This is a genomic window from Ferruginibacter lapsinanis (assembly GCF_020783315.1).
GTDB classification, from domain to species: Bacteria; Bacteroidota; Bacteroidia; order Chitinophagales; family Chitinophagaceae; genus Ferruginibacter; species Ferruginibacter lapsinanis.
This window is the reverse complement of sequence record NZ_CP086063.1, coordinates 2,387,627-2,403,948: the sequence shown is the minus strand read 5'-3', so window position 1 is coordinate 2,403,948 and position 16,322 is coordinate 2,387,627. Positions and strand designations below refer to the sequence as shown.

Sequence of the window (16,322 nt, the reverse complement as noted above, 5' to 3'; positions counted from 1 at the left end):
TTTGCGTATGAATTATTTTGAATTATTTGATATACCGGTAAGCCTGCAGCCAGACAAAAAAAGTTTGCCTAAAAAATATTTTGACCTGCAGAAAAAATATCATCCAGATTTTTTTTCACAATCTGATGAGGACGAGCAATCGGAAGCACTGCAAAAATCATCTGACATCAATAAAGGGTTTAAAATATTACAGGATCTTGATTTGACGATAAAATATGTACTGCAATTAAAAGGGTTATTGGAGGAAGAAGAAAAATACCAATTGCCTCCCGATTTTTTAATGGAGATGATGGAATTGAATGAAGAACTCTCAGAAGACTCTGAAAAAGCTATAAGATCCAGAGAAAACGATATTTATAACGAAGTAAAGGATATCATTGAAAATTACAACGATGCCACTATTACTACAGATAAGCTGTTGAAAGTAAAAGAATACTACTTTAAGAAAAAATACTTACAGCGTATTTTGGACAGAATGAATGATTAACGTAATATTGCAGCCCAATTCAACGGTTTAAAGTTGCCCATGTGGCGGAATTGGTAGACGCAGCAGACTCAAAATCTGCCGTTCGCAAGGGCGTGAAGGTTCGATTCCTTTCGTGGGCACAAATAAAAAACTAAAAAGCGCTGTAAATCAATATTTTACAACGCTTTTTTTATTTCTATGTATTAATAATTAGGCTAATTATTACCTAAGATTTTAAAGATAAAATCTTCGAGAAATTTTCCAGCAAATTCGTGTTTATTCTTTGTTTGCGCATCAGTAAGTCTTGGTGAATATTGACTGAAAAATTGTTGATGGTGGGCAGTTTCAATAAGTGTACTGCTAAGTGATTTCGGATAAGCGTATTTCTTATTATAAGCCAAAATCACCTCAGCTATTTTTGCACAAAGATCTTTATAAGGCTTAAACACCTCATTTTTATTAATTTCAGCAACATCTTTTATAAATAAACCTTACTGCTTTCAGATATCACGATTTGAGTCAGATACTTTTATTGTAATCTACACCACCAGAACTTTCAGGTAATTCATGTGTAAGTAAACGAATAATGGATCTTAATTTTTGTTTATTATCCGTAACATTTTGCAACTGACAATCAAGTAAAAAATCCATGAAACACCAATACCAGCTTATGATATAAAGTAATAATCGGCGTTTATTTTCGAAGTATCTGCAAATGATGGCTTCTGTGGTTCCCACCTCTATCGCTAATTTTTTAAAAGTAAAATTTTCAAAACCTAATTCATTTATCAGATCAATACGTTGTTTTACTATTTTCTTACCTACATCCCTGCTTTCAGGATTACGCAGATAAATGGCTTCATTAACATAAAAAGACAACTTAAAATCCAGAGCAAACATCTCTTCCTGTTAAGACAATAAAATAAATAGTATTCATATACTTATAAAAACTTTAACAATTATTGACAATAGTATTACTATCATTTGAAGAAGTTTTAATACTTTTGTTTGAAATATGGTAATTATGGAAAAAAGAAGTGCCCTTAATAGGTTTTGGCAACTCATAAATACAGATAAAAGCGATCTGATAGCGATTTATTTTTATGCTATCTTAAGCGGTTTGGTACAGCTAAGTGTGCCGGTTGGAGTACAATCAATCATTGGTTTTGTCCTTGGAGCTTCGATGGTTACTTCCATCTATGTTTTATTGATACTGGTAGTATTGGGGGTATTTATAGTAGGCGTTTTACAGATAAACCAAATGCGAATCATTGAAAAAATACAACAAAAAATATTCACTCGTTATGCCTTTAACTTTACAGATAAGATACCCAAATTCGACCTCTACAAAACTGACAATTATTACCTGCCTGAAAAAGTAAATCGTTTTTTCGATACACTTAGTTTACAAAAAGGCATTTCAAAGTTATTATTGGAAATACCTACTGCCATTATACAAATCTTATTTGGACTAATTCTTCTGGCCCTCTACCATCCCCTATTCATAGCCTTCGGATTTATTTTATTGTTAACCCTGTGGATGATCTTGAAATTGACCAGCAATAATGGATTAAAGACCAGTCTACAGGAAAGTACCTATAAATATGAACTAGTATCATGGTTACAGGAAATGGCTAGAACAGTAAGATCATTTAAATTCAGTCAGGATGCACATCTTGATGTAAGCAAAACAGATAAATTGGTCGTTGGATACCTAAGTTCAAGAACCGATCACTTTAAAGTTTTATTGTTTCAGTATAAGACCTTGGTTGGCTTCAAAGTATTAATTACAGCCATATTATTATCTGCGGGTGTATATCTTTTAGTGAATCAGAAATTAAATATCGGAGAATTTATTGCCGCAGAAATTGTCATTCTCACAATCATCAGTGCAACAGAAAAAATAATAAAAAGCCTGGACAGTGTGTATGATGTAATGACAGGAATGGAAAAACTTGATAGTGTTACCGAGAACTATTCCGAACAAGATGGAAGTATGGAGTTAACAGCAGAAAATATCGGTTTAGAATTGATAGATTTTAACCTGAAATATCCGGATGGAAACACAGTATTGAAAAATATAAATCTTAAAATAAAACCTAATAGTTCTATCGCAATCATGGGAGATGAAGGATCAGGAAAAACAACATTACTGAAGGTATTGAGTGGCAGTTATAAAGAGTACGATGGCATTTTTTTAATTAACAATATCTCTATAAACAATTATCAATTGGCTTCACTAAGAAAAAAAATAGGCTTTTATTTTAATCATCAGGAAATATTTACGGGCACAGTACTGGAAAACATTAGCATGGGAAGAGCAGATATTACTCCTGAAAAAATAATTATGGTGGCTAAAAAAGTAGGCTTTGAACAATTTCTACAGAATCTTCCTTTAGGTTTTGAAACAGTGATCGACATTAATGGTAAACGACTCCCCAATAGCATCACAAAAAAAATATTATTGCTAAGAGCTTTATGTCACCATCCGTATTTAATAATTGTAGATGACCCTTGTCAGGGGTTAGAAAATCACAATAAAGATGTATTGAATGATTATCTCTTGAGCAAACCGAATAATGCTACCATTATTGTTACCACCAGCGATATGAGCTTTGCTAAAAAATGTGATCAAATAATTGTATTAAATAATGGCGAAATAAAAATATTGAACAACAATTAAATTGAGGCCAATGAATAAGAATATTCCATTACAAGCATATAATATTATTTACAGAGGGAATAAAAAGAGCAAGGTTAAATATTGGTTCATCGGTATCATGCTATTTTTTATTTTGATACTATTTTTACCCTGGACGCAAAATATAAAGGCTACCGGCAATATCACTTCTCTTTATCAGGAACAAAGACCACAGGAGATCAACTCTCCTATACCAGGTAAAATAGTTAAGTGGTGGGTCAAAGAGGGAGATTTTGTAAAGAAGGGAGACACTATACTCCAAATTTCTGAAATAAAAGAAGACTATCTGGATCCTAACTTGATCAACAGAACCAAAGAACAGATGAATGCAAAAAAAGGAGCGATCAGTTATTATCAGGGTAAGATCAATACAACAGAAACACAGATAGAAGCGCTCAATCAAGCTAAAAAATTAAAGATAGAGCAATTGAGAAACAAGCTCTCTCAATTAGAAAGTAAATTGAAAGGGGAAAAAGCTGAACTCTTCGCCGCAGAAAACGAATATTCCCTAGCAAAAGATCAATATGAAAGACAACAAAAAATGTTTACTGACGGACTTGTCTCTAAAACGCAATTGCAACAAAGAAATTTATCATATCAAAATGCGCTGGCAAAAAAAATAATGATAGAAAATAAGCTGGCACAAACACAACAAGAAACTACAAATGTAAAAATTGAACAAAATAGTGTGGAGCAGGATTACGCAGAAAAAATTGGGAAAACAGAAGGTGATAGGTTTCAAAGTCTAAGCATGGTAGCTAATGAAGAAAGTGATGTGGCTAAACTTGAAAATATGGTAAGTAACTATACGATTAGAAATGGGATGTATATCATTCTTGCTCCGCAGGATGGTCAAATAGTTCAAGCAAAAAAATCAGGTATCGGTGAGATATTAAAAGAAGGAGAACGTATAACTGTTATTGTTCCGGACAAAGTAAACTATGCCGTGGAAATGTATATACGTCCCATTGATCTTCCGTTAATAAATGTGGGACAAAAGGTACGATTCATGTTTGATGGATTTCCTGCAATAGTATTTAGTGGTTGGCCGGAAGGCAGCTATGGTACATTCGGCGGAAAGATAATAGCTTATGAAAACAGCATTAGTCCTAATGGTATGTTCAGAGTATTAGTGGCAGAAGATACGGCCGATAAAAAATGGCCGAGTCAATTAAAAATCGGCAGCGGTGCACAGGGAATTGCCTTACTAAAGGATGTACCCATTTGGTATGAGCTATGGCGCAACATCAATGGATTCCCTCCTGATTATTACTCAACAAAAGACAAGAAAGAAACAGATAAAACAAAAAAATAATGACACTTTATAGGAATTTATTTTTATTGATCGTTACATGCATTTGCCTCAATAGCTTTGCCCAAGAGCAGCCGACTAAAACGTTGAATGCAGAGCAGCTAATGGATTTAGTCCGAAATTTTCATCCTGTTGCAAAACTCGCCGGCATTAATATAGACAAATCAAAAGCAGATATCATTACTGCACGTGCAGGCTTCGACCCTATTGTTAATACATATATAGCTGATAAAACATTTGATGGCGTTAATTATTACAGGGACATCTCTCCTGAAATTAAAATACCCACCTGGTATGGGATAGACATTTTAGCAGGAACTGAAGACCTTTCGGGGGATAGAGTTGATCCTACGCAAAGCAAGGGACAAAGTAATTACATTGGTGTTAATATCCCCATACTAAAAAATCTTTTGATTGATAAACGAAGGGCCTTCTTACAACAAGCTAAAATATTTAATTCGCTTGCCAGTGTTGAACAAAGAGCCGCCATTAATGATCTTTTATTAAATGCTTTAGAAACTTATTGGCAATGGGTGAAGACTTATCAAACGTATGTTGTAATAAAAAATAATGTAGCGACTAATCAAAAACGATTGGAACTGGTTCGCAAATCTTTCTTCAATGGAGAATTAGCAGCAATAGATACTACTGAAGCTTTGGCTCAGTTACAAAATTTTCAATTAATGCAAAACAATGCCTGGCTGGAGTTTCAGAATACAGGCCTGCAATTATCAGCCTACTTATGGCTAAAAAATAATGAACCGTATCAACTACCGGAAACCATTATCCCTCAGGATAATTGGGATAATGAAACAGCTATCGCCAATTTCAATGTATCATTACCCGATTTGTTAGCAACGGCTGACAAGTATCATCCCGAATTAAAAAAATATGTGTACAAATTAGACATACTCAATATCGATAAGAAATTAAAATTTCAGGACCTGTTGCCCAAACTTGATTTTAGATATAACCATTTAGGCAAAGGGTACAATTTTGCAAATACTATCTCTAAAGCTTCCTTATTTCAAAATAATTATCAATACAACGTAAAATTTGAAATACCCATAAGGTTATCTGAAGGAAGAGGAAATTACAAAAAAGCGAAATTAAAAATCGAAGAAACAAAACTGGAACTAGGGCAAAAAAGACGATATATAGAGTTGAAGATCAAAAGTTATTATAACGAATTTATTACGTTGAAAGAGCAAGTAATCCTACAAAGTAAAAATTATTCGAATTATCAAAAAATGCTGGAAGCAGAGGAGATTAAATTTTTTAATGGAGAAAGCTCTTTATTCTTGATAAACAGTCGTGAGAATAAAAGTCTGGAAGCTTTAGAAAAACTTATTGTTTTAAAAACAAAATATTACAAATCTATATATGCCCTGCAATGGAGTGCAGGGCTACTACAATAAGTATTATAAATCTTCGCTAATCCATACTTATTGATTAAATTTGTAACCAAAGGAAATGGTGTCTTCCTACTCAACCGTCTTTCTGTAAGAAACGACTAATGGCGCCTACAAAAAATAGTAACCCAAGGGCAGATACTGCCTCGTATATTTATTTTATTTGTAGGATATGCAGCAACTTAAAAACTCATTTGAACAATCAGCCATTGTAAAATATATTATAAGGTGGACAGCCTTGGTACTTCCTGTTTCATTTATTATAGGCTCTCTGGTGGCATTATTTTTATGGTTACTGGATAAGGCCACGGCAATCCGTTACCAGAACGAATGGCTGTTATTTCTTCTACCCTTGGCCGGTATACTCATCTATTTTATTTATAAGTATCTCGGAGGAAATGCAGAAGCGGGCAATAACCTCATCATGGAAGAAATACATGAGCCTGGAGGAGGTGTTCCAAAGCGCATGACGCCCCTTGTTTTGATCACTACGATCATTACACATCTTTTTGGAGGATCTGCCGGAAGAGAAGGTACAGCGGTTCAAATGGGAGGAAGTATTGCTGCGTTATTTGCCCGTTGGTTTAGATTAGACAAACAGGATGTAAAAATATTGTTGATGGCCGGTATTGCTGCCGGTTTTGGAGCAGTATTTGGTACGCCTGTTACCGGAGCTGTCTTTGCCCTGGAAGTATTAGCTATAGGCAAGATCAATCACAATGCCTTGTTTCCTTGTTTTATGGCAAGCGTATTGGCTGATATAACCTGTGCTGCTTATGGTATACATCATACGGCCTATCATATCAGTTTAAGTCAGGCTATTGATGGCTTTTCATTACAGCATTTTAATATCAGCCTGCTCATAAAAGTTGCCGGAGCAGGAGTTCTTTTTGGACTAGCAGGTTTTTTATTTGCTGAACTATCACATACTATAAAAAATTACAGCAATCGCTTTATACCAACAAAATGGTTAATTCCTGCGATCGGCGGTTTGATCATTATTGGATTAACTTATGCGGTAGGCACAAGAGATTATTTAGGATTGGGTGTAACTAACCCTGATGCAAATGCGGTCACCATAGTCTCTTCATTTAAAGAAGGTGGGGCTACTTACTTCAGTTGGTTCTGGAAAATATTGTTTACAGCTATCACCATAGGAATGGGTTTTAAAGGTGGGGAGGTAACTCCCTTATTCTTTATCGGCGCCGCACTTGGCAATACCATCGCTATACTTACCGGCGCTCCAGTAGACCTGATGGCTGGACTGGGCTTTATTGCCGTATTTGCTGCAGCCACCAATACCCCCATTGCCTGTACCATAATGGGGGCAGAACTTTTTGGAGGCGAGTATATTCTATATTATGCAATTGCCTGTTTTACTGCATATTATTTTAGCGGACACTCAGGCATATACGCAGCTCAACGTTTGGGCGTATCCAAAATATCACATGAAGAAGCTCCTTCAGATCAAACACTAAAAGAGATCAGAGATAAAAGGATCAAAAAGTAAATGACATAAAAAAGCCGTTACAGATTTTGATGTAACGGCTTGAGTATTTTTAGAAATAACTAGCTAAGTTTTTCAACCTGCATATAATTCAATTCAACAGGTGTAGCTCTACCAAATATTTTCACCTGTACTTTTAATTTTTTCTTCTCGTCATTCACTTCTTCAATCACACCATTAAAGTCATTGAATGGCCCATCAATAATTTTGATCGTTTCGCCGACAATAAATGGTTCACTCATCACAACACCTCCTGCTTCTCCCATTTCATCCACTTTACCCAACATTTTATTCACTTCGGCTTTACGTAAAGAAATGATATTTCCTTTACTTCCTTTACCATCGGTTAAGAAGTGCATTACATTACTGATATTGCTGATATGCTGAACGATATCATCATTCAATTTGCCGGCAGTAACTTCAATCATTACATAACCAGGATAGAAATTCCTTTCTCTCATCACTTTTTTCCCAGCCTGAACTTTATATACTTTTTCTACCGGTAAAAAAACTTGTTTAATAATGTCAACCCAGCCATTACGTACGATATCCTTATCCAGATACTCTTTAATTTTACGTTCTTTACCACTAACCACACGTAGAACATACCAACGGGTTTCTTTTTCCGGCGCAACTTGAGCAGCAGCTGGTGTAACTATTTCTTCCATTAGTTTTTAAATAAAGAGTAAATAAATTTTAAAGATCCATTAGCCACAAAATCCATTAAAGCAACAATAGCCGTAATGAATAAGGTTGCACCTAAAACAATCATTGTTGACTGCTGCAGTTGTTCCCAACCAGGCCAAGTTACTTTTTCTACCAACTCCTTGTAAGAGTCTTTCAGGTATGTTGTTAATTTGTTCATTTTTTCCAATTTGAAAATTTGGTAATTTGATAATTTGATGATTAGAAGTAGTAACACATTACCAAATCATCAAATCAGCTAATCATCAAATTAATTAGCACGGGCACTAGGATTCGAACCCAGATCAAAGGTTTTGGAGACCCGTATGCTACCGTTGCACCATGCCCGTAAAAGCTAAAAGCTATTCCGAGGGTATCGAAACAGCTTTTAGAATATGTTGCAAATATACAAATTTTATTTGCTTTAAGCTAAAAGCTTACGCTTTTTGCTTATTTAACGATTTCAGTAACCTGACCAGCACCTACGGTACGGCCACCTTCACGAATCGCAAATTTCAAACCTTTTTCCATTGCGATTGGTTGAATCAACACAACATTTAATGATGTGTTATCACCAGGCATAACCATTTCAGTACCAGCATTTAAAGTAACTTCACCAGTTACGTCAGTAGTACGGAAATAGAATTGAGGACGGTATTTATTGAAGAATGGAGTATGACGTCCACCTTCTTCTTTGCTTAATACGTAAACTTCACCTTTAAATTCAGTGTGTGGAGTGATAGAACCTGGTTTGCAAAGAACCATACCACGACGGATTTGAGTTTTCTCAATACCACGTAATAAAAGACCTGCGTTATCACCAGCTTCCCCTTCATCTAATAATTTTTTGAACATCTCAACACCAGTAACTGTAGATGCTAATGGTTTTTCCATTAAACCTACAATTTCAATCGCTTCACCAACTTTGATACGGCCTCTTTCGATACGACCAGTAGCAACGGTACCACGACCAGTGATAGAGAATACATCCTCAACACTCATCAAGAAAGGTAAATCAACTAAACGTGGAGGAAGAGGAATGTAGCTATCAACAGCATCCATCAACTCGTTAATTTTAGCGATCCATTTTTCTTCACCAGCTAAAGCGCCAGTTGCAGAACCTTGGATGATTGGAGTATTATCACCATCAAAACCATATGAGCTTAACAACTCACGGATTTCCATTTCAACTAATTCTAATAATTCAGGATCATCTACCAAATCAACTTTGTTCATGAAAACAACGATTTGAGGTACACCTACCTGACGAGCCAACAAGATGTGCTCTTTAGTTTGAGGCATAGGACCATCAGTTGCAGCCACAACCAAGATAGCACCATCCATTTGAGCAGCACCAGTGATCATGTTCTTAACATAATCGGCGTGACCCGGACAATCTACGTGAGCGTAGTGACGAGCAGCAGTAGCATACTCAACGTGAGCTGTATTAATGGTAATACCCCTTTCTTTTTCTTCCGGAGCTCCATCAATATCATCATAATTCTTTTTTTCCGCTAAACCTCTTTTTGACAAAACATCGGTTATAGCGGCTGTAAGTGTTGTTTTACCGTGATCCACGTGACCAATAGTACCAACGTTTAAATGGGGTTTATCCCTTTTGAAAGATTCTTTTGCCATTGTTTAATTTTTAATATTTGTTTTGAAATTGGTTTTCATTTTAAGTCTGTAACCATCGACTTTAATTTTATTTAGTTGAGCCATAGGTGAGAATCGAACTCACGACCCCTTCCCTACCAAGGAAGTGCTCTACCCCTGAGCTACCACGGCTAATAAGCACCCCTTATCAAGGTAAAAAACTGAGCGGAAGACCGGGCTCGAACCGGCCACCTGAAGCTTGGAAGGCTACCGCTCTACCAAATGAGCTACTTCCGCTAATCAATTTGAAGATTTGGAAATTTGGTGATTTACCAATTTTAAAACCTTCTATTACAAAGAACATCTCATTTTCAAATCACCAAATTGGCTCATTTCCAAATCGATTCGTGGGCAGAGTAGGGTTCGAACCTACGTACACTTACGTGAACAGATTTACAGTCTGTCGCCTTTAACCACTCGGCCATCTACCCAATTAGCCTAAAATTAATATTTTCTATACACTTTAGGCGGTTAAATAAATTGAGCCGAAGAAGGGAGTCGAACCCCCGACCTGCTGATTACAAATCAGCTGCTCTACCAACTGAGCTACTTCGGCATCAAATCGTTTAAAGTTAAAAGGTTGAAAACGTTGAACGTTTGACCTTCAAACCCTTAAACCTTCTTATAAAGAACTCCCCTGTAAATAAGCCCCTTAGAAAGGCACCTTATTTTTTGGGAAGGCAAAGGTAAGTATATTTGATTAATAGAAAAACTTTGTAAAAGATTTTTTTACACGAAAAAATAAAAATGTGAATAACAGGAGCAATTCATCCTTTTTAATTGCTGGTCAAAAACTTATAAAAATGACTGTGCTACTCAAAAAAGTGACTGAAAGAATGAAAAAAAAATTTAAATGAATCCATAAATCTAATAAAAAATCCCGCTAAAAGCGGGATTGTATTTTTAAGCTGCAAGTCTTTCTTTTTTTCGTTTTATCTGTGTTATCACTGAGTTTAAAGCCTCATCAAAACTTTCTTCAAAAGATTTAGAAGAGTGTTTTACAAAGAAATCATATTTAGGAATATGAACTTTAATCTCGGCTACTTTGTCTTTAATGTTGTGAACTACGTTATCTAATTTTAAGTACACATCAACTTTTGTGATTCGATCATGGAATTGGAATAATTTTGAAAGTTTTTTTTCTACATAGGTTACTAATTTTGCGTCTGCGTCAAAATGCACAGTCTGAATGTTTACGTTCATGGCAATCTTGTTTTTTAAACTGTTAACAATAGTGTGAGAAAATCAGGTAAACTTTTTACTACATAAAACAGATTTTAGGATTTAATGATGTGGTCTTTCTGAATACAAGTTAATTTTTAAAACCCATATTTCCAAAAAAAAACCAGTTTATAACATAATAAACTGATAAGCGGAAATTTTATTGTGAAAGCAGTTGAAAATTAAGCTTTTGGATGTGCCTTTTTATATACATCTTTCAATTTTTCGATCGTATTGTGTGTGTATACCTGAGTAGCGGCTAGGCTGCTGTGACCAAGCAATTCCTTTACAGCATTTAGATCGGCTCCGTTATTCATTAAGTGTGTTGCAAAACTATGCCGTAGAACGTGAGGACTTTTTTTATCTATAGTAGTTACTTCAGTTAAATATTTTTTTACAGAATTGTAAACATATTTAGGATACAACTTTACCCCTTTATTATTTATAAGTAATACTTCTTTATCAAAAACTTCAAATTCTGTTCTTTTGGCTTCTATATAAAATAATATCGACTGCATTAATTCATTACTGACAGGCAATACCCTTTCTTTATTTCCTTTACCCAATACTTTTAATGAACTGTTACTTTTATCAATATTAGACTCTTTAAGGCTTACCAGCTCCGCTTGCCGCATCCCCGTATTGTAAAATAACTGTAATAGTAATCTATCTGTTCTCCCCGCCCAGTTATCCGGAAACTCTACATAATTAAATAAAGTGGCGATATCATTCTCTTCCACATACTGGGGTAGCCGTTTGCTTACTTTTTGTGAGATGATCGTAGTCATAGGGCTAACCTTCACGATTCCTTTCTTTAGCTGGTATTTAAAAAAGGATTTTAGGCTAGATATTTTCCTGTTGATAGTTTTTGATTCCATCGCCTGATCCTTAAGACCGGCAAGCCAACTTCGAATAAAACTTGAATGAATGGATGCGATATCTGTAGTTCCAAATTGCAGCTCAATAAAATCAAAGAAAGCAATCAAATCGGTTTGATAGGATATCACAGTATGCCGGGAATACCTTTTTTCGAATTTAAGGTAATCTAAAAATGACTGTATGCTTTGTTGATTGGCGGACATAAAAAAACTGATAACCAAAGTTACAAGGTTATCAGTTTAAAATATTGTAAATAAAACAGACGACTTAGATGTCTATTTTACCAATTGCTATATTCTGTTTGTAAACAGCTTTTAACACTTGAGTTCTGCGTCTGATAGACGGTTTAGTAAAAGACTGTCTGTCTCTTAACTGTAATAAAACACGGCTTTTTTCGAATTTCTTTTTGTACTTCTTTAAAGCCTTGTCTATGTTTTCGCAATCTTTAGAATCGATAATTAACATTTGATATACCTCCTTTGGTAGTTTTTTTTAAGAGTGCAAAGATATAATAATTTTTTAAAAAACGAAATTATTGAAAAGAATTCCGAATTTTGGCTGATGTTTACCGGTATTATTGAAACTACAGGTGTTGTAAAAGAGATAATTCTTTCGGGTACCAACAAGACCTATCTTATCGAATCGGCCATTGCTGATGAACTTAAAGTTGATCAGAGCCTGGCTCATGACGGCGTATGCCTCACCGTAGAGAAAATCAGCAACAAAGTACACCAAATAACAGCGGTGGAAGAAACTCTATCTAAAACCAACCTGAACGATTGGAAAGTTGGGCATATTGTGAATATTGAGCGATGTATGCTAATGAATGGGCGACTGGATGGACATATTGTACAAGGCCATGTTGATACTACAGCTAAATGTGTTACAATTGCAGAAAAAAATGGCAGTTGGGACTTTAGTTTCGAATTTGACGAAAAATTCGCTGCCCTCATCATTGAGAAAGGTTCTATTACATTAAATGGAACCAGTCTTACTGTTTTTAATGTTTCTAGAAAAAATTTCACAGTAACCATTATACCTTATACTTACCATCATACCAACATACAATATGTACAACTGAATGACCAGGTAAATATTGAATTTGATATTATAGGTAAATACTTACAACGAACCTTAAGCCTTACAAAAACGAAGTAAACCTTGTACAATAATAATTTTAATTTTTTACGATTACTTGGGGCAATACTTGTAATCTTTTCTCATTCATTTTATGTGGCGGGAGAAGTATACAACGAACCGGTAAATGCCATAACCAATGGTCAATTTGAAGCCTCAGCATTTGGATTGAGTATTTTTTTCTTTATCAGCGGATTGCTTGTTACAAAAAGTGCGTTAGATTCGAGAAATGTAATTGTCTTTTTACGAAAGAGAATATACAGGATATACCCTGCCTTAGTAGCGCTGGTATTGATCAGTGTTTTCATTATCGGGCCAATTTTCACCCAGTTAAGTGTATTTGATTATTTCGCAAATAGCGATACCTGGAAGTACTTATATACAATGACAGGATTCAGGATCCGGATGAATCTGCCAGGAGTTTTCACTGATAATTTTTATAATACACATAGCTTTAATGCATCACTTTGGAGTATTGAGGTGGAACTTTTCCTATATCTGTCTTTAGCACTTTTTCTTTTCCTGGGAATGCTAAAGAGAAAAAAGCTTTTTGCATATATCGCTGCGTTGGTCATGATCATATGCATCTTATTACTGGCATTTAAACCTAATACTGACGGAAATTTGCACAGACATCTTAATCTTATCTGTATTTTTTATCTGGGCTGTTTTGTGGCCGTTGTTAAATTAAATCAACAGCAAGTTCTTTTAATCTTATTTTCTTCTGCAGCTGCATATATGCTTTTCAGGCTGATCAATTTACCAAACTTCGACCCGTCATTTCTATTATTACCGCTGCTTTCATTGCCAGTTTATTTGTTTGGGTTTTCCAATTTAATAAAGCTATGGATCAAAAAAGACCTGTCATACGGATTATACATTTTTGCCTTTCCGGTACAGCAAATGTTATTTAAGATCTCAAGTTTTCCCATTTCTGCGTATGGGTTATTCTATCTTACTTTATTAATTACTACCGGATTGGCCATGGCCTCATGGGCTTATATTGAAAAGCCATTTATACTGATGAAGAATAAAAAAAGATAGCTTACATTTCACTGCTCTTTATTTGAAAAACTGCTGCAGATGCCAGGACTGTAATGCAAGGCATCAACGTAAGAAAGAATCGATTGTGATAATCATCGAATTGCAATGCCACTGCCACTGCAAAAAACACTACAGACAAAACAACGAATACCAGTAAAGACTTATTGATGGCTTTCTTGATTTTGTTAACCCGAGAAATTATAAGCAGATATACCAGTGCCACCGGAGCCAATAAAAAAACATTATGAGCCGTCGAATAATAACTTCTTACCAAAAAAAAGAAAGCCTGCAGGCGTTTTAAAGCCAACATAATAAAGTGAGAAAAATTGTGAGTGATATAGAAGACGAGTTGATATAACTGGTTGGGATTTTGCGTAATAACAATATTTTTATTTACCGGAATAACCTCTTTATCTGCGATGATAATATCTGATTGCAATGCCTGAACCATACTCCAATCTCTGGTAGTTGTAAATACAACCTGTGCCACCTGATTGATTAATACTAACCCTACAATCAGCCCAATAAGAAAAATGACCTTTTGTCTGCCGACAAGATGAAAGTATATAAACATCAACACAGGAACAATAAACAACACTCCCATTGGTCGGGTAAGTACCAGCAAAGTCATTACCGCTGAAAGTGCCAATAAAAATCTGGCAGACAGATCACGATAGCGAATTAACAATGCAAACAACACAAGCACCAAACTATAAAATATTCCTTCTGTATACAATGTGATTGACCAACGTTGGTATGGCCAGAAAAACAATAAGAAAATCAGAAGCAGATATGCCGGGTATTTTTCTACATAAAAACTTTTGATTGCTTTAAAGAAATACAAATAGCTGCAAAGATTGATCAACATAATTATAGCAACAGCTCCATATACACCCATCTTAATCAAATTACTACATACAATTATTAATATGGTTGTTGAATAAAAAATATACCGTTGTTGGGTAAACCCATGATTGATTATAAATAACCTTGCTTCTGTAATGTACTTATCCGATTCCCCCTGAAAATCAAATCCAAAAACAGCTATCCATATTGCCTGAAATACAAGCCACAACATAATTACTGCATAGTAATCTTGTTTATCTGAAAGTTTATTTATAAAATTTTTCATTGATGAATTAAACTTTTTCAAAGCGTTTCTTGATCTGCAAAAAGAATTTTTCTATCGTATAATAAGATATAATTCCAAATAAAACAGATAGCAACATTGCCACAATGATCAGCAATGACATACCTGTGTAGTTATCGAAACTTAAATGAAAAACATTGTTGCATATTTTAATGGCAAATATTATTGCAAAAATGTGGAACAGGTAAATACCATAAGATACTTTACCCAAAAAAGAAAGCCAGCTGGCACTGTAGTTTATTATAGAAGTTTCTTTGAAAGCAGCTATCCCAAAAACACAAAGCATTATTAAGGATATATATTCATCCCTGCAATAGGGAATATACAAATCGAACCAGATGCTACTTACCAGTAAAGCATAAACGAATAGCTGAAAATAAACAGACTTAAATACTTGTATCCATTTTTTATGTTGAAAAAAAGCAAACGCAAAAAGTGATCCTATCGCAAAGGTAGAAAACCGGCAATATTTAATATAGGTGGCCGTTCGAAGAAAAATATCTACTGCCTTTATGTGCTCCATTTTCTTCAGTACTTCATAAAAATAATCATGCGAAAAATTTATTACTACAATACCCAATAGCACGCCGATAAAAACCCTTTTGGTCAGTTTCGGAATAAGAAAAAATATCATCCCCCAAATAAAATAAAACTGCTCCTCTATACCTATTGTATAAGTTTGATGTACATACGGAGTAGTGGGAAAACTAAAAGGTACAATATGAGGCAAAAATAAAAAATACAATAAATTGCCTTTTTGAAAATTGCTTTGCAGATAAGTATCTGTTAGATCGGGGATATTAAAAAAGGGGTATTTTAATACAACAACTAATGCCAGTATGATCAATAAATAATAAGCAGGCCATATCCTTAGTATACGCCTGGCATAGAAAGACCTTAATGAGATTGTATTATATTTACCATATTCTCTTAGTAATAGATAGGTTATTAGAAAACCGCTTCCTGCAAAAAAAAACTGTATTCCGTAATATCCTATTGTTCCTAACACAGGAAGATCAATGGCCGTAAAACCGAAATTAGCTTTAAATGTGAAGAGATGATGAAGCACCACAAAAGTGATGGATATAAATCGCAAGCCGTCTAATCCCGAGAAATGTACTTTTGCGCTCATAATAGATTTGCACAAAATAAT

The 16,322-nt window shown here is 34.8% G+C and carries 16 protein-coding genes, 6 tRNA genes and 1 riboswitch; of the genes, 8 read left to right on the top strand and 14 right to left on the bottom strand.

Going from position 1 to position 16,322, the window contains the following annotated elements; genetic code table 11:
* Positions 1 to 7 precede the first annotated feature (7 nt).
* Both hscB and LK994_RS10315 read left to right on the top strand, forming a co-directional pair.
* On the top strand, positions 8 to 487 hold the full coding sequence (gene hscB, locus LK994_RS10320) for a Fe-S protein assembly co-chaperone HscB (protein WP_229759998.1): 480 nt from the start codon (positions 8 to 10) through the stop codon (positions 485 to 487).
* Positions 488 to 522: 35 nt separating this feature from the next.
* A tRNA-Leu gene (locus LK994_RS10315) sits at positions 523 to 606 on the top strand.
* 379 nt (positions 607 to 985) lie between these two features.
* Here the strand turns inward: LK994_RS10315 and LK994_RS10310 are convergent.
* On the bottom strand, positions 986 to 1,366 hold the full coding sequence (locus tag LK994_RS10310) for a TetR/AcrR family transcriptional regulator (RefSeq protein ID WP_229759997.1): 381 nt from the start codon (positions 1,364 to 1,366) through the stop codon (positions 986 to 988).
* A gap of 124 nt (positions 1,367 to 1,490) precedes the next feature.
* Here LK994_RS10310 and LK994_RS10305 point away from each other — a divergent pair, with 124 nt between their 5' ends.
* From LK994_RS10305 to LK994_RS10290, 4 genes are all read left to right on the top strand, one after another.
* The gene (locus LK994_RS10305; RefSeq protein WP_229759996.1) at positions 1,491 to 3,149 is read left to right on the top strand and encodes a peptidase domain-containing ABC transporter; all 1,659 of its coding nucleotides are present in this window, start codon (positions 1,491 to 1,493) and stop codon (positions 3,147 to 3,149) included.
* A 10-nt stretch (positions 3,150 to 3,159) separates the two neighbouring features.
* Positions 3,160 to 4,482 (top strand): HlyD family secretion protein, encoded by a 1,323-nt coding sequence (locus LK994_RS10300; protein WP_229759995.1) that lies wholly within the window; start codon positions 3,160 to 3,162, stop codon positions 4,480 to 4,482.
* Positions 4,482 to 5,897: a TolC family protein gene (locus LK994_RS10295; RefSeq protein WP_229759994.1), complete on the top strand. Its 1,416-nt coding sequence runs from the start codon at positions 4,482 to 4,484 to the stop codon at positions 5,895 to 5,897. The genes LK994_RS10300 and LK994_RS10295 overlap by 1 nt, the downstream gene beginning before the upstream one ends.
* Positions 5,898 to 5,939: 42 nt before the next feature.
* A riboswitch (Fluoride riboswitch) is annotated at positions 5,940 to 6,012 on the top strand.
* Between the two features lie 51 nt (positions 6,013 to 6,063).
* Complete coding sequence (locus LK994_RS10290; RefSeq protein WP_229759993.1) at positions 6,064 to 7,401, top strand: voltage-gated chloride channel family protein; 1,338 nt, start codon at positions 6,064 to 6,066, stop codon at positions 7,399 to 7,401.
* Positions 7,402 to 7,460: 59 nt separating this feature from the next.
* On the opposite strand, the gene nusG is transcribed toward LK994_RS10290, so the two are convergent.
* The 11 genes from nusG to rpsU all read right to left on the bottom strand — a co-directional run bounded on the left by nusG (position 7,461) and on the right by rpsU (position 12,303).
* Complete coding sequence (nusG, locus tag LK994_RS10285) at positions 7,461 to 8,066, bottom strand: transcription termination/antitermination protein NusG (protein WP_229759992.1); 606 nt, start codon at positions 8,064 to 8,066, stop codon at positions 7,461 to 7,463.
* Positions 8,066 to 8,263 carry a preprotein translocase subunit SecE gene (secE, locus tag LK994_RS10280; RefSeq protein ID WP_229759991.1) on the bottom strand — a complete coding sequence of 66 codons (198 nt, stop codon included), beginning with the start codon at positions 8,261 to 8,263 and terminating at the stop codon, positions 8,066 to 8,068. Before secE ends, nusG begins: the two co-directional genes overlap by 1 nt.
* A 98-nt stretch (positions 8,264 to 8,361) precedes the next feature.
* Positions 8,362 to 8,432 (bottom strand) — tRNA-Trp (locus LK994_RS10275).
* Between the two features lie 100 nt (positions 8,433 to 8,532).
* Positions 8,533 to 9,720 (bottom strand): elongation factor Tu, encoded by a 1,188-nt coding sequence (gene tuf / locus LK994_RS10270; RefSeq protein ID WP_229759990.1) that lies wholly within the window; start codon positions 9,718 to 9,720, stop codon positions 8,533 to 8,535.
* A 78-nt stretch (positions 9,721 to 9,798) separates the two neighbouring features.
* A tRNA-Thr gene (locus LK994_RS10265) sits at positions 9,799 to 9,870 on the bottom strand.
* A gap of 32 nt (positions 9,871 to 9,902) precedes the next feature.
* Positions 9,903 to 9,975, bottom strand: a tRNA-Gly gene (locus tag LK994_RS10260).
* Between the two features lie 111 nt (positions 9,976 to 10,086).
* Positions 10,087 to 10,169: transfer RNA gene (locus tag LK994_RS10255), tRNA-Tyr, on the bottom strand.
* 52 nt (positions 10,170 to 10,221) lie between these two features.
* A tRNA-Thr gene (locus LK994_RS10250) sits at positions 10,222 to 10,294 on the bottom strand.
* A 347-nt stretch (positions 10,295 to 10,641) separates the two neighbouring features.
* Entirely contained in the window at positions 10,642 to 10,941 is a 300-nt protein-coding gene (locus LK994_RS10245; RefSeq protein ID WP_229759989.1) for an HPF/RaiA family ribosome-associated protein, read from the bottom strand.
* Between the two features lie 200 nt (positions 10,942 to 11,141).
* Positions 11,142 to 12,041: a tyrosine-type recombinase/integrase gene (locus tag LK994_RS10240; protein ID WP_229759988.1), complete on the bottom strand. Its 900-nt coding sequence runs from the start codon at positions 12,039 to 12,041 to the stop codon at positions 11,142 to 11,144.
* 64 nt (positions 12,042 to 12,105) lie between these two features.
* Positions 12,106 to 12,303, bottom strand: a complete 198-nt coding sequence (rpsU, locus tag LK994_RS10235; protein ID WP_229759987.1) for a 30S ribosomal protein S21 — start codon at positions 12,301 to 12,303, stop codon at positions 12,106 to 12,108.
* 96 nt (positions 12,304 to 12,399) lie between these two features.
* Here rpsU and LK994_RS10230 point away from each other — a divergent pair, with 96 nt between their 5' ends.
* Entirely contained in the window at positions 12,400 to 12,996 is a 597-nt protein-coding gene (locus tag LK994_RS10230; protein WP_229759986.1) for a riboflavin synthase, read from the top strand.
* 3 nt (positions 12,997 to 12,999) lie between these two features.
* Positions 13,000 to 14,019: an acyltransferase family protein gene (locus tag LK994_RS10225; protein ID WP_262907793.1), complete on the top strand. Its 1,020-nt coding sequence runs from the start codon at positions 13,000 to 13,002 to the stop codon at positions 14,017 to 14,019.
* Position 14,020: 1 nt separating this feature from the next.
* Here LK994_RS10225 and LK994_RS10220 read toward each other — a convergent pair whose 3' ends face one another.
* On the bottom strand, positions 14,021 to 15,151 hold the full coding sequence (locus LK994_RS10220; protein WP_229759984.1) for a hypothetical protein: 1,131 nt from the start codon (positions 15,149 to 15,151) through the stop codon (positions 14,021 to 14,023).
* 7 nt (positions 15,152 to 15,158) lie between these two features.
* Positions 15,159 to 16,301: an acyltransferase family protein gene (locus LK994_RS10215; protein ID WP_229759983.1), complete on the bottom strand. Its 1,143-nt coding sequence runs from the start codon at positions 16,299 to 16,301 to the stop codon at positions 15,159 to 15,161.
* Between the last annotated feature and the right edge of the window lie 21 nt (positions 16,302 to 16,322).

Coding starts and splice junctions, on each gene's coding strand:
- LK994_RS10290 (WP_229759993.1), top strand. CDS start 6,064: ATGCAGCAACTTAAAAACTCATTTGAACAATCAGCCATTGTAAAATAT.
- LK994_RS10240 (WP_229759988.1), bottom strand. CDS start 12,041: ATGTCCGCCAATCAACAAAGCATACAGTCATTTTTAGATTACCTTAAA.
- LK994_RS10305 (WP_229759996.1), top strand. CDS start 1,491: ATGGAAAAAAGAAGTGCCCTTAATAGGTTTTGGCAACTCATAAATACA.
- LK994_RS10245 (WP_229759989.1), bottom strand. CDS start 10,941: ATGAACGTAAACATTCAGACTGTGCATTTTGACGCAGACGCAAAATTA.
- LK994_RS10215 (WP_229759983.1), bottom strand. CDS start 16,301: ATGAGCGCAAAAGTACATTTCTCGGGATTAGACGGCTTGCGATTTATA.
- tuf (WP_229759990.1), bottom strand. CDS start 9,720: ATGGCAAAAGAATCTTTCAAAAGGGATAAACCCCATTTAAACGTTGGT.
- LK994_RS10295 (WP_229759994.1), top strand. CDS start 4,482: ATGACACTTTATAGGAATTTATTTTTATTGATCGTTACATGCATTTGC.
- LK994_RS10310 (WP_229759997.1), bottom strand. CDS start 1,366: ATGTTTGCTCTGGATTTTAAGTTGTCTTTTTATGTTAATGAAGCCATT.
- LK994_RS10300 (WP_229759995.1), top strand. CDS start 3,160: ATGAATAAGAATATTCCATTACAAGCATATAATATTATTTACAGAGGG.
- nusG (WP_229759992.1), bottom strand. CDS start 8,066: ATGGAAGAAATAGTTACACCAGCTGCTGCTCAAGTTGCGCCGGAAAAA.
- rpsU (WP_229759987.1), bottom strand. CDS start 12,303: ATGTTAATTATCGATTCTAAAGATTGCGAAAACATAGACAAGGCTTTA.
- LK994_RS10230 (WP_229759986.1), top strand. CDS start 12,400: ATGTTTACCGGTATTATTGAAACTACAGGTGTTGTAAAAGAGATAATT.
- hscB (WP_229759998.1), top strand. CDS start 8: ATGAATTATTTTGAATTATTTGATATACCGGTAAGCCTGCAGCCAGAC.
- secE (WP_229759991.1), bottom strand. CDS start 8,263: ATGAACAAATTAACAACATACCTGAAAGACTCTTACAAGGAGTTGGTA.
- LK994_RS10220 (WP_229759984.1), bottom strand. CDS start 15,151: ATGAAAAATTTTATAAATAAACTTTCAGATAAACAAGATTACTATGCA.